8 protein-coding genes are annotated in these 14337 nt (G+C 36.6%); all 8 read right to left on the bottom strand.

From position 1 onward, the window contains the following. Nucleotides 1-58: 58 nt before the first annotated feature. Complete coding sequence (locus ACHZAX_RS10735) at nt 59-1036, bottom strand: alpha/beta hydrolase (protein WP_320019104.1); 978 nt, start codon at nt 1034-1036, stop codon at nt 59-61. A gap of 193 nt (nt 1037-1229) precedes the next feature. Then, nucleotides 1230-3707, bottom strand: coding sequence for a glycoside hydrolase family 95 protein (locus ACHZAX_RS10740; RefSeq protein ID WP_320019105.1), 2478 nt, complete (start codon nt 3705-3707; stop codon nt 1230-1232). A 29-nt stretch (nt 3708-3736) separates the two neighbouring features. Next, nucleotides 3737-4123: a cupin domain-containing protein gene (locus tag ACHZAX_RS10745; RefSeq protein WP_320019106.1), complete on the bottom strand. Its 387-nt coding sequence runs from the start codon at nt 4121-4123 to the stop codon at nt 3737-3739. Nucleotides 4124-4380: 257 nt separating this feature from the next. Then, on the bottom strand, nt 4381-6018 hold the full coding sequence (locus ACHZAX_RS10750; protein WP_320019107.1) for a glycoside hydrolase family 43 protein: 1638 nt from the start codon (nt 6016-6018) through the stop codon (nt 4381-4383). 276 nt (nt 6019-6294) lie between these two features. Continuing rightward, nucleotides 6295-7905 carry a DUF5123 domain-containing protein gene (locus tag ACHZAX_RS10755; RefSeq protein ID WP_320019108.1) on the bottom strand — a complete coding sequence of 537 codons (1611 nt, stop codon included), beginning with the start codon at nt 7903-7905 and terminating at the stop codon, nt 6295-6297. Nucleotides 7906-7921: 16 nt separating this feature from the next. Beyond that, on the bottom strand, nt 7922-9703 hold the full coding sequence (locus ACHZAX_RS10760; protein ID WP_320019109.1) for a RagB/SusD family nutrient uptake outer membrane protein: 1782 nt from the start codon (nt 9701-9703) through the stop codon (nt 7922-7924). Nucleotides 9704-9723: 20 nt separating this feature from the next. Beyond that, on the bottom strand, nt 9724-12957 hold the full coding sequence (locus ACHZAX_RS10765) for a SusC/RagA family TonB-linked outer membrane protein (protein WP_320019110.1): 3234 nt from the start codon (nt 12955-12957) through the stop codon (nt 9724-9726). 10 nt (nt 12958-12967) lie between these two features. Continuing rightward, nucleotides 12968-14296, bottom strand: a complete 1329-nt coding sequence (locus ACHZAX_RS10770; protein ID WP_320019111.1) for a pectate lyase family protein — start codon at nt 14294-14296, stop codon at nt 12968-12970. Nucleotides 14297-14337 lie beyond the last annotated feature (41 nt).

A 14337-nucleotide genomic window follows, 5' to 3' on the forward strand; every position in this document is an offset into this window, starting at 1 on the left:
TAAATCATTTATAAATTTTGTCATTCGCTTCTAAGTACACCGAAAAACAGCGATCTTCTTATCCTTCAAAAACAGTGTTAAGAAAATTAAGAATGCAGTCATGTGCTTCTTCGAACCATGGATGAAAAAGCCAAAAGGGATGAGGTGTATTTTCAATTGTATGTACTTCGTGATACGTTTTATTCCTATCGAGGATATGAAACAAAGAATCTCTTCCGGCATGAAAACGTGGCAATGCACTGTTTATATACAATGTTGCGGGCATATTTTCATCCACGTAATTAATTGGAGATGCTTCCTCCCATAGTTTCGGATTTTCCTGGTAAGTAACTCCAAAAAACAGACTTGCAGCCGATGGCTTATTGGGATTAGTTATTTTTCGGCTTTCATTTGGGTCTGTATAATCAACAACGCCATCTACATTCACCAAGGCCTGTACTCTTGACGAGTAGTTCGAATAAACCGATTCAGAATCATCAAACTTTGTTATTCCTGCTGTAGCAGCCATAAAACTTGCAAGTGTGGCTCCCGATGAGCAACCCAATACCGCTATTTTCGTTGTGTCTATGCCATATAAATCACTATTGTGTTTTAAAAACCGAATGGCCTCCTTCAAGTCATAAACAGCAGCCGGGTATATAGCTTCAATTGACAAACGATACTCAACCGAGGCTGTTACATAACCATCAGCAGCCAACTGCTGCGCCATTGGAACCAAATGCGATTTATTACCAGACCGCCAACCACCACCATGAATCATCATAACAACCGGTCGTTTCTGCCCGCAATCTCTGTTCGGAAGAAAAACATCCATGCGAAGCTTTCTGTTTGGTCTTATCCGGTAAACTTGATTCGGTAATGATAGAAACTCATTGGAAACAATTTCTTTAACCGGTAAAGCTTCTGGAAAATCCTTCTTTATTTTTTTCCCTGCAGAATATACCGAAAACGAAGTGTCCTTAGGAAATTCATTTTGCCCCCAACCCATTATTGGGAGCAAAATCAGTAAAAAAAGAATTGTTTTGTATTTCATCATTCCTGTCATTTTAATTTGTAAAACATATTAAACGTGGTTCTATTTAAAAATAAAACAGCAGATATTTTATTTACGATAAGCAAAAACAAATCGCAACACCCTAACACATATGATTCAATTACAATCAGATAAATACAGGTTTCATCTTTAAATAGTCGTCACTTTTATATTGGTAAATTGTATTATAATGGCATCATTTCGAGCTGATATTAATTATGTCTCCAACATTCATATTAATATCGTATTCATAAACTTTTCTAACAATTTGCTTTTGAATCGATTCACCTGAATGATTTTTTGTTTTTGGATTTGTTCTTGTTGAGAAGAAATGATTTGGATTGTCCCCTTGCGCTTCAATTAAATGCTTCCCCTGTAATGGGGTATAAGAACGAATACGGCAATTGCCGTTTATTGTAGATTCAATGACTGCATTTGTTAGCTGACCATTTTTCCAATTCATACTTACAATAAAACCTCCACGGGATTTAAGGCCGGTTATTGCTCCTTTATCCCAAGTATCAGGTAAGGCCGGTAATAAATGAATAGCACCGTCATGGCTTTGTAATAACATTTCTGAAATGCCTGAAGTACAACCAAAATTTCCATCTATCTGAAATGGAGGATGGGCATCAAATAAATTTGGATAGGTTCCTCCTTGTTGGCTTCCATCTTCCTGAATGGATGGACGTAATTGGTCAGCTATTAATTTTAAGGCATGATTACCATCAAGAAACCTTGCCCAGAGGTTCACTTTCCATCCCATAGACCATCCTGTAGATTCATCCCCGCGTGCAAGAAGCGAAGTTTTTGCCGCTGCCAATAACTCCGGTGTTTCAAAAGGTGATATTTGGTTGGATGGATAAAGCCCATATAAATGGGAAATGTGTCGGTGTCTATCATCCTGTTTGTCCCAATCGTGCATCCATTCCTGAAGTTGCCCCCATTTGCCAATTTGCATGGGCGCTAACTTGTTAAATAATGAACGAAGACTGTCTGCATATTCATGATCGATATCAAGTATATCTGATGCCTCAATGACATTATTGAATACATCGTAAACCAATTGATTGTCCATTGTTGTCCCCCCTGCAATGGTTGTACCGGAATGATGTGAATTTTCAGGCGATATGGAAGGACACACAACCAGCCAATGATGTTCCGGTTCTTGAACCAATATATCTTTATAAAACAATGAAACACCTTTTAATACAGTGTATTTTTTCTTTAAAAAATCAACGTCACCTGAATACATGTAGTGGTACCATAAGTGCTGACTTAACCACGCACCTCCCATTGGCCATAAACCATAATAACCTCCATCAACAACTCCTGAAATTCGCCATATATCTGTATTATGGTGAATATTCCAACCTCTGGTACCATACATATAAGAAGACGATTGTTTACCTGTTTCTGAAATATCATCAATAAGATCAAACAAAGGTTCGTGCATTTCCGAAAGGTTTGTTGGTTCTGCAAGCCAGTAATTCATTTCCGTATTTATATTTACGGTATACTTACTATCCCAGGGCGGTTTTATTTTATTATTCCAAAGACCTTGCAGATTGGCAGCCTGTGTTCCGGGTTGCGAGCTTGAAATTAAAAGGTATCTACCAAATTGATAATATAAAGCTACTAATTGAGGATCGTTCCCCGTATTGAATTGTTCCAATCGAACGTCAGTTGGATTTTTAATAGAATCGGTAATCCCTACATTTATTTTAACCCTGTCGAAAAATTTCTTATACAAATTCGTATGGGCTTGTTTTAATTGGGCAAAATCTTTTGTAAATGCAGCATCTAAAATACTTTTCGCTTTTAATTCAGCATTTCCTGAAATATCCTTGTAATTTTTAAAATTTGTCCCCACGGACAAATAGATAACCAGTTTATCTGCATTAGTTATAACTAAGGTACTATCAGTAGATTTTAGTTCTCCTCCTGTTATCTTTGGTTTTATGATGGAAGTAAATTTTACTTTTCCTTTTTTATTCTCATAATCGCTGCTTGTACCTTGCAACCAAATAGCATTATTATTGCATTTTATACTATGTTTTTCATGAGGACTATTAACTGATAAAGTACACGAAACAGAGGATGGCTTATCAGCTGTTATTTCAACAGCAATAATATTATCTGCAAGAGATGAAATTACCTCGCGCCGATAAGTTACGCCCTTGGTCTTATATTCAACACTCGCAACAGCTTTTGAAATGTCTAAATCCCGATAATAATCAGTTATATCATGGTTGTCTGGAAATACTATTTGCAAATTTCCAACAGGCTGGTAACACATGCCGTAATTATTATCCTCCTTTGTTATACGAGGCAGGTATTTGTCGGCTAGTTGTTGAGCTTCCTTATATTTTCCTTCAAAGATGAGTTGGCGAATTTCAGGTAAATAATCTTTAACCGCAGGTAAAATATTATTTCCCGGTTCTCCTGCCCAAACTGTTTCTTCATTAAACTGAATGGTTTCTTCAACAGTTCCACCATATACCATAGCACCTAACCTGCCATTACCAATGGGCAAAGCTTCCTCCCATATCTTTGCCGGCTTAATATACCATAGTTTTAATTTGCTTTCGGTGAAATTTTCATTATTAATTGAATTGGATGTACAACCTGTAATTGTCAGAATACTGGCGAATAAAATTACTCTTAAAATCATATATCTCTTGTTATTTTGTATGCAAAGTCCTACTTTTTATGCCTGCTGTCAACACCTAAATAAGATACTCCACTACCCGATAGAAAATCTTCCCGAACCGGACTGAATACATCTATTAATACACCCGCTTCCAGACATACTGCTCCATGTAACATATTCGGCTCAATATATACGCCGTCACCTACGCCAATCACCTTTTTCTCACCACCAATAGTAAACTCAAACTGACCACTTGCGCAACAGGTTGTTTGTGTGTGGAAATGCTGGTGAGGTGCACCAACAGCTCCTTTCTCAAATTTCACTTTCACCATCATAATTTGATTGTCATAGCCTAAAAACTGACGGGAAACACCAGTTCCTAAATCTTCCCATTCTAATTCTTCTGTCAAAATAAACTTCTCACTATTACGTTTCATATGATTATAATTTTATGTGTTTGTCATATGGAACTTACCATATAATCATCTCCCTGTGTGTAGAAAGCTTTATACATGGACGTTTCATATGTTTATAATTTTAAACTTTTGCCATATAGCCTGTCCCGAACTTGTTTCGGGAGAACTTACCATGAACAAATAATCATTCTTCTTCGGTCACAATTGCCTGTCATGGACGTTTCATACCTTATTTTTAAATTAATTTTATAGATGCTTTAGTTCAATAAAGACGAATGTTAATTCATAGTAAACCTATCAATATCCACATAACCTGAATCGTTTACTTTATTCATGCGTTGAGCAAAGAAACCAATTTTACTACCAATCCATCTTCCGGTATTGGCTGTGAAAGGTAAACCAACCGACTTATAATCCAATCCATTTTCGGAATATGAAAAATGACAAATTCCTCCCACCTCAACTTTAACTTTCAAAAACAAATCGGAAGATACAGACTGAAAATCACCTGTATAATTCTCCTCCGATCCTTTGCGTGCATTCAAACAAGTAATCTCATTCAAAACCAATTCTCCATTTTTATTCTCTATAACTACTGAGGCATAATCCTGTCCCATCACTATCAATCCAAATCTCTCACCTTCATTCAAAAGTGATAATTTTACTTTTGCAACAGCCTCAAAAGAAACAGCCGGCCATTTCTGAAGAAACAATGAAGGTACATCCCATAAATTTACAGATCCTTCAGAAGACGACTGACAATACATTCTGAAAACACCTTTTCCAGGAAAGCTTTTTCCCCAATCGAGACCAGGATTGGCATGCCATTGCCATAACAAAGAAGGTGCATCACCATTAAATTCATCATTCATACTTTCAGGAGAAATCATCTCTGTTTGTTTAACATCAGGCTTACGATAAGTAATAACAGGTTCTCCTGTTCCATCGCCGTCAGCATCATCACCAATCACAGGCCAATTGTCTTTCCAATTCATTGGCTGCAAATGCACAACACGTCCGTATGCTTCCTGATCCTGAAAATGAAGGAACCAATCTTCACCGTCAGCCAAACTAACCCAAGCTCCCTGATGAGGTCCGTTAATTTCTGTTTTGCCTTGACTCATAACTATCTTTGATTCATAGGGCCCTGTAATGTTTTTAGAACGAAGCACCAATTGCCAGCCTGTAGAAACTCCACCTGCGGGAGCAAAAATATAATAATATCCATTCTTTTTATAGAATTTAGGTCCCTCAACAGTACCATTTCCATCATGACCATCGAAAACCAAAATGCCATCGTCCAACAATGCAGTTCCATCTGGTTTCATTCGGTTAACAGCTAAAATACTTTTAATACCTGCTCTTGAACCTGCGTAACCATGTACCAAATAAGCTTGTCCGTCTTCATCCCAAAACGGGCAGGAATCAATCCATCCTTTGGCTTCTTTAATTAAGAGTGGTTCGCTCCAAGGCCCCTCTGCTTTTTCAGATTTCAACATGAAAATTCCAAAATCGGGATCGCCGTAAAAAATATAAAATGTTCCATTGTGGTAACGCAAGGATGGAGCCCATATGCCATTACCATGTTGTATTTTATTATAATGAGCTTTGGGCATTACTTTGGGTGAGGCATAAGCTATCAGTTGCCAATTTACCAAATCACGGGAATGAAGAACAGGCAATCCTGGTGCACATCCGAAACTAGAAGCTGTCATGAAAAAATCATCGCCCACTCTAATGGCATCAGGATCGGAGTAATCAGCCTGAATAATTGGATTGGTATAAGTACCATCTCCATTATCAGCACTTTTGAGTGTTACCTGAACTCCCTTGTAATCAGGAGATATGGTTGACTCAGAACAAGCCGAAACCAACAAATAAACAGCTGCAAGTACACAAATCAATTTACTTTTCATTTTTCAATACTCTAAATAGTTATAACTATATTTTGTTTTCCCATCTCACCTCCTAATTCACTGTTAATTTCACAATTACAGATAACAATATTCCGAAAATCACCAACCTCTTTATCTGACGCGGCCTCACACCACAAAACGGAAAGTTACGGCACGTATGAGAACAGCCCCCATTCCTCCCATATTCCTTCGTAGCCATGATTAGTATATGGATAAGTAAAATAAATATGGGCATGACATAACTGTCATGCCCATAAGGTAAATAATTTATAAATTTTATCTCCAGCGAGGATCACCCACCACATTATCAATCAGTGTTTGATTGCTAAGGGTGAAATCACCATTTATTGCATCTGCAAATCCAGGATCTAATTCTGTATATGAACTATCGTCATACACTATCATACTATTATCGTAGAAACCAACAGCATTAACGTAGTTATTGTTACCAAACGTCTTTTGAGTAGTTTCACATCTTGAGTCCCTGCCATATACAGTAGTTCCCATATTGACGAATAAGTTATTCATAGAGATTAGTACTTCATCAGTATTAATCCATCGTACATAAAAGAACTGTTGCGCAGAGGAATTGTCATAATTAAGGACATTATAGAAAGTACAGGAATTCACTTCAATAGTTGGTGTGTGGCTTCCATCATCATAGATATTAGGACCTTTATCAGAACCGTCATAACGTATAAATTGTCGTTTATTTCCATCTATTGAGCAGTTTGAGAAGGTTGAATTGACGATAGAGATGTTTTCGGCAAAACTTTTACGGAAATCAACAATATCTCCACCATTTCCATAAATACTATCAACTACGCAACTATTTACAGCAACATTAGCAATTGTCCATGCTCCACTTGACGCACCAATAAATGATTTATTATACTGATTCACAAGGCAATTAATCATTTCAAAATTCCCTAAATCGGTTCCATCTATAGGTGTAATTTGAATGGTATGATCCAAAAGCATTTCTACTGATGTAGCAGTATCGGTATACTTGCCACGCAACTCTAGTCCTGAAATAGTAACATCAGTAACACCTTCAAGTATTACAAACTGTACATTTAAAACAGGTCGGTTGCTTGATGATAAGCCTTTTAATGTGATACTTTTAGAAATATTAATCAATCCTTGAGTTGCATAAGTACCACCTTCCAACAAAAAGATCTCTCCATCTTCAGCATTTGCGAAAATTTCATTTAGATCATCTGATGGCGAAAGAGTAATCCCTTCAGGTAATGTAGTAAAAGTGACAGCTCCTCTTTGCTTAGGACTAGTACCATTGTACATTACAACTTTATACTCTGTGGCAAAATCAAGTCCTGTAATGATAGCTTCACCTGCAGTTTTTTCCTCTGCAGTAATATCTCTTCTTAGCTCACCTGGTGTGATAATAAAATGTGTTACTTCACTATTAGCAGGCCAATTTAAAGCAGCCGAACTTTTTCCAATTTTATTATCAGTAAGCGGTAAAAAAATATTTTCAGCATCAGTTTTAAAACTAACAGTTGTCCATTTGGATTCTACCAACCCATTATCACTTTCACCTTTAACTCTAGCTGAATATTGCTCTTCACTGCCAAAAGTTTCTTGAAGAGGCAACTCATCAGGCAAAACTTTTACTGTTCTAATAATTGAACTAAATTCCAAACTATCATTACTAAATTCCACAGTATAAAAGTCAGCACTGTCCTGAAGAGTCCAACTTAATTCAACGGTTATTTGATTTCTTACAATCGCTTTTATATCCGTTGGTGAAAACAAACGGTTATACTCTATTTTATCTATAATCGGATCTATATTATCATCACATGCTGCTAGCAGTAAAGAAGCGAATCCAATTAACAAGGCTATTTTAACAAATATATTTTTCATTGATAACTCCTTTTATTTAATAATCATAATCATTAACAAGTTTTCCATTGCTGGCATCCAAAAACACTTGCCAAATTGGCCAAAATTGTCTTTCATCAGGATTTTTAGTATAAATTGATTCAATCTTACTATCCTCTAACTTTTCAGGTGCTACCCATGTTTCATTGAAAGTATATTCACTTGATTTATCTGCAGTCTCTCCTCTGTTTAAGCCATAAATAACCAGAGATTCATTATCCTCAGCATAATCGTAATATAATTTCTCAGGAACATCAGAATATTCACCGGTACGGCTTCTCAAAGCGTACATTTTTGTTTTAGCCTCATCCAATTTTGTTTTAAGCAGATTCCAGCGAATCAAGGACTGCTTACGAATCATTTCGCCACAAAATTCAAATTTGTTCTCATCAACAATAGCATTAAACATTGCTTCTTTTGTAGTTAATGCATCCACATAAGCCTCTACCTTTTCATTCCAATCTTCAGGAGCAAAAGCACGTTTTCTAATCATCTTCAAGTAAGGAGCGGCCGCAACCGGTCCATCGATTTCATTTACTGCTTCCGCTGCCATTAAAACAACTTCAGCATAACGCATATATAATTTATTCACCCCATCATCGTTACTTGAGGTAACAATACGGTTCATCCACTCATAACGATACTTACCAAAACTCCAATGATCCAATCCCAACAATGATTGCTGAGAAAAACCATCAACAGCTTTAGCCCATTCATAAGGTACAACCGTTACATCTCTTCGAGTATCCTTTACATCATAATCATAAAATAAATTTGGTACCGGACCAGCTTGTCCTCCTCTTGCTTGCGAAGTATACTGATCAACACTTTGATGGCGAACAGCAAATGTAAACAATACGCGACCACGTCCGTCAGCGAAAGGAATTTCCCATAACGATTCGCTTCCTGCATTTACATTGTCCTGGCAATTCTTTTTAAATACCGTTTCAAATGAAGGCTCTAATATGGCTGTTGTACTTGCAATTATATCTAAACATTCCTTCTTTGCAATCACTACCATTTTATCATATGATAATTCAGGATATCTTGAACGACTAATTCCGATTCCCGGATACTGCTGCCAACCTGCTGCGGCTAAAGCCAACCGAGCACGTAAGCCCTTCACAAATGCTTTATTAATTCTTTCTACAGATTTTGTGGCCGCTGAACCATTAGGCCAGGGAACTAAATTTTCGGCCTCTTCCAAATCCTGTAAAAGTTGTATATAAATTACCTCTCTCCATTCTTTCTCCTGATAAAGAGTTTCTGTTGAAATAGGTTCAAAACGAGCAGGAACATCACCCCAGGTTTTTAATAAATCCGCATAATAAACAGCTCGTAAAGTTAATGATTCACCCAATAGATATCCCAATTCAGTTCCAGGCTCAGGGTTTCCATAATTTCTCAAACCTCGAATACAAATATTGGCACGTTCAATACCTTCGTACATTTTAGCCCATGCGTTATTTGTTGTATTCATGTTTCCATTATTGGCTTCAGCATTATATACTGCCAAATCTGAATCTTTCCCAGGCGTATCAGAGCTATTATACCATTCTACATCTGTATTCATACCATACCATGGTATAAAACGTCCACGATAAGAGTTTGTTTCCCCAAAAGGAACTTTAATGCCATCTACCGCGCCTTTTGCTAAATCGGGAGTCGAAAAAATAACCGATTCTTCCAATGAAGACTTTGCAGGAGCCTCAAGCTGATCTTCGCAAGACATTGTAAAACCTGCGATAACGAGTAATACTAAATATATTATCTTTTTCATATTAAAAATCATTACACTAATTAAAAAGTAAGATTCATCCCCATAACAAATTGGCGGCTTCTTGGATAAGCAGAGTAATCAACGCCAGGTGTTAGTGCTGTTTTCCGTCGCGTAGAAACTTCAGGATCAAAACCAGAATAATTCGTTAAAAGGAATACATTATAGCCAGTAGCATAAAACCTTAAATTTTGAATTTTCATTCTCTTGGTTAAAGCAGAAGGTAAAGTGTATCCAACAGTTAAAGTACTCAATCGTAAAAAAGAACCATCCTCAACAGCCCAATCTGTAAATACGTTTCTGGCCATGTATGGTGACCACATAGTGGTGCTTGCATTCATGCCTGCAAGTACTGTTGGATCAGTCACTAACTCTCCTGTAGCCTTATTAATGTTATTCCATCGTTGACCGGCTCTCATCTCATCAGTTAAATTCCGATACTGAGTTCTTGCTGTTGCTGTTGTATATTCTATTTTATTGGCATTGTAAATATCATTGCCATAGCTCCAATTAAATACTGCAGCCATATCAAATCCATGTACACGTCCATTAATGCTAAACCCACCTGTATGATTTGGGTTTGCGCTACCAATTATTTCCCGATCATTAAGGTTAACCTCATTTTCGTCCTCTCCATCAAGAGTTACCAAATTTCTCAGCTTCATAACACCTGGAGCTAAAGTACCAACAACATCAGATGCATCAGAAACTCCATCTTTTAAAATCCATTTTTTGGAAGCCTGGTCGTATCCTTCAAAATCCGAAACTTCATATCTTCCTGCAGATCTGAATCCATACATTTGTCCTACACTTCCTCCAACTTTCACCATAAAATCATCCCCTATGTCTGAAGAAGCCCATCCCGATGATGCTCCGAAGTCATCCATTAAACCAAGCGACTTAATTTTCCCTCTATTAAAGCCGATGTTAAAGCTGAAGTTCAAACCATAATCTTTCTTATTAACAGCAACCCAATTCAAAGTCACTTCAAGTCCCTTATTTTCAGTTTCCCCCATGTTACGATACTGATAATCATATCCGGTACCTGCAACAGGAAACTGAATTAATAAGTCCTTTGTATTATTCAAATAGGCTTCGACAGAACCATTTACACGACTTTTAAACATGGCAAAATCAACACCTAAGTTACGTGTAACCGTTGTTTCCCATTTCAAATCAGGATTCGCCATCGTTTTCGAAGGAGCCCAATAACTATCAAATCCACTTATCCATGCTGTTGAACCTGATCTAAACGATTGAGATAACTGACCTGTTGGAATATTGTTATTCCCAGCAGTTCCATAACTTACACGAAGTTTTAAATCATCTAACCAAGCTTGTGTATTAGACATAAAATCTTCTCCTGAAATACGCCATGCAGCTGCAGCTGATGGAAAATAACCCCACTGATTGCCTTTTGAAAACTTACTTGAACCATCTGCTCTAAAAGTTGCAGATAAAATATATTTGCTGTTAAAATCATAATTTAATCTACCAAAAAAGGACAATAGTTCGTCATCTGGACTTAAAAAATTATCTGTTAAAAAAGGAGTTCCTTGAGAGGTCAGCTTAAACGCTTCATTAGACTTAAATAGCTTAGGAAAACCATGAACTACCGAAGTTAATTCTTCCGACTCTTTATGAATTAATTCCTGTCCTAATAACAACTTCAAACTATGACCACCCTTTATATATTCTTTAAAATCATAACTTAAGGTATTTGTATTTCTTATACGATCCTGTTTGCGATCACGTAAGATAACAGCAGGATGATTTTGATTTTCTGAAGTTGGAGCATTCTTAATATAATATGTAGTCAATCCATAAAAACGATTATCGTTAGTTCTGTATGTATCAAGGCCAATTTCTGTTTTAAACTTCAGATTTTTATAAAATTCCCAAGCAAAACTACCAGCCATATTAAAATTGGTTTTGGTTTGCTCACGGTCATTATCATAGGTTCCCACAATTGGATTTATTAATGAATTAGCTATTTCTTCATCAGTATCATCACTAGTTAAACCATCAATTGGAATTGGAGTATAAGTTATACTGTACTTCAACCGCGAGTCAGCAGAAGAAGCTTCATTTTGTTCGTTGGCACCAGCACCATTTACTTCTGTATTCGAATAGCGAACAGAAAAATCCATTGACACTTTATCATTAGGATTAGAATTTAATTTTAGTGATACATTGTCACGCTTAAAATCTGAACCAATCATAATAGACTTCTCGTTGAAATGAGAATAGCTAAACGAATACATCAGTTTTTCAGTTCCTCCGCGTACGGATAAATCGTGGTTAAAAACCTCACCTGTACGTCCATATACCTGATCTTGCCAATTATTTCCTTTTTTGCCGTTAAAAGCATCTATATCCTGATAATTTCCAAAATAATCGGTATAAGATTCAAGCTTATCAAGGCCATCTTCTAAAACAGCATATTCGTATTGCCAATTCACATAATCTTCAGGATTTAGAACATCCAATTTTTTGGCAATTTTCTTTACTCCATAGTATGCATTGTAGTTTACTGTAAGTTTTCCTTCTTTTCCACTCTTAGTGGTTACAATAATAACTCCGTTTGCACCTCTGGATCCGTAAATTGCAGTTGAGGCTGCGTCTTTCAATACATCAAGTGTTTGAATATCTGATGGTGAAATATCAGAAAGACTATTTATTGGAAATCCGTCTACAATAATTAAAGGTGAATTATCCTGTGTAATAGATCCTCCTCCCCGAACACGAATAGTCATTTCTGCATCTGGGGATCCTTCCGTAGAAGAAACCTGTACACCTGCCATTCGTCCTGTCATAGCTTCCGCCGCTGAAGAAACAGGTACAGCTTTTAAATCATCACCCTTTATTGAAGCCACTGACCCTGTGATATCACGCTTTTTAATAGTACCATACCCAACAGCTACAACCTCATCCAATTGAGTAAAAGAGTTTTGTAAAACAACGTCAATTGTTTTTCTTCCATCCACTGAAATCTGCTGGCTCTCCATTCCAATAAAAGAAACAACGATCACATCCGTTTTAGCATTTGGCAATTGCAACTCATAATATCCATCAATCGTTGTAATAGTACCATTGGTTGTACCTTTCAATAACACTGTCACTCCCGGAAGTGGAATATTAGATTCATCAGTTACCGTACCGCTAACTTTTTGTGCATAGATATCTAAACTACTGCAGAGTAGCATAAACAAACCAAGCATGCAAAATCTGCCAATTTGATTAAGATTTTTTTTCATAAAGAAAATTTTAAAGTAAACTATTTAAATAGATTTCAAGATTTGTATAATTAATGTCTAAATTTTTTAATAATGAATCGGTTTTATCTTTCGGATTAAGCCCCTTATCTATTTCCCACTTATCAGGTAAGCCATCCATATCGCTATCAATGGGAGCTTTAACATACCCGATATCGGGCCACCCCCCAACTTCTGACTGAGAATTGATAATTCCCCCTTTACCAAAATGCGATGTACGTTCACGAGTTTCAGCCACAATACGAGAATCAACACTATCTCTTTGGTAACTAGCCCCCGCATTTTGCAATACATGCTGGTAGGCCTCTATTGCTGATTCCATTTTATAATCAGAAATACTCATTTCCTTATTTTTAAAATAAAAAGGAATAGAATCAGCAACCATCATGACTCCCAAAAGATTATTTTTATTAACCTCATCATTCCCCTCTAAATAATTATCATGAAAACAAAATGTGCTATAAGGACTATAAGGTTCCAAAATGCTTTTCGCAGCAGATTTTTTTGTAGCAGGTCCAGGTATAAAATAGTTAGCCACAATAGAATAATTTCCTGCCTCTCCGGCATAAATACATTTCGACCGCCAGTTATACACCACATTGTTAACCATTTCCATTCGCTCTATTGCTGGATTTTTATGCCATCTACTTCCTTGTAATCTTGGGTTACGACTAATATGATGTGCCAATAAATTATGGTGAAAAGTAGCTTTCATACCACCCCAAATACCACCATAACCATGCTCTCCCTTGGAATGATAACTTTGGTCAAGGCTTTCACTAACAATACACCATTGTAAAGTGAAATTCTCATTATCGTACATTGAACAAACCTCATCAGTTGACCAACTCATACTACAATGATCAATAATAATATCTTTATGTCTCCTTCCAGTTACTGCATCTAATTCTACTCTTAACGCATCACCTGGTCTAATACGTAAATATCTAATAATTACATTATCAGCATTCACTCTCAATCCATAATCCCGAAGACAAATACCATAACCTGGTGCTGATTGTCCAGCAATAGTAATATCGTTATTATTGATATCAAGAGGTGATTTGAGATGGATATTCCCACAAACTGCAAAAACAATTGTTCTTGGTCCCTTTTTACGAATCCCCTTACGTAAACTCCCTGGCCCTTCATCATTTAGATTTGTAACAATATAAACAATTCCATCACGCCCCCCGGTTGTATATTTCCCAGCACCTTCAGCTCCGGGAAAGGCAGGAATCAGAACACTATTTTCTAAGACTTGACAAGTAGCAGTTAGAAGTTGAATATTTACAATAAGTACAATAAATAACAATCTCATATGAAATATTTTAATTTATTAAACATTCTTTAAATAAAAGC

Origin of the sequence: Labilibaculum manganireducens (assembly GCF_963665805.2) — a bacterium.
In the GTDB taxonomy this organism is placed as follows: domain Bacteria; phylum Bacteroidota; class Bacteroidia; order Bacteroidales; family Marinifilaceae; genus Labilibaculum; species Labilibaculum manganireducens.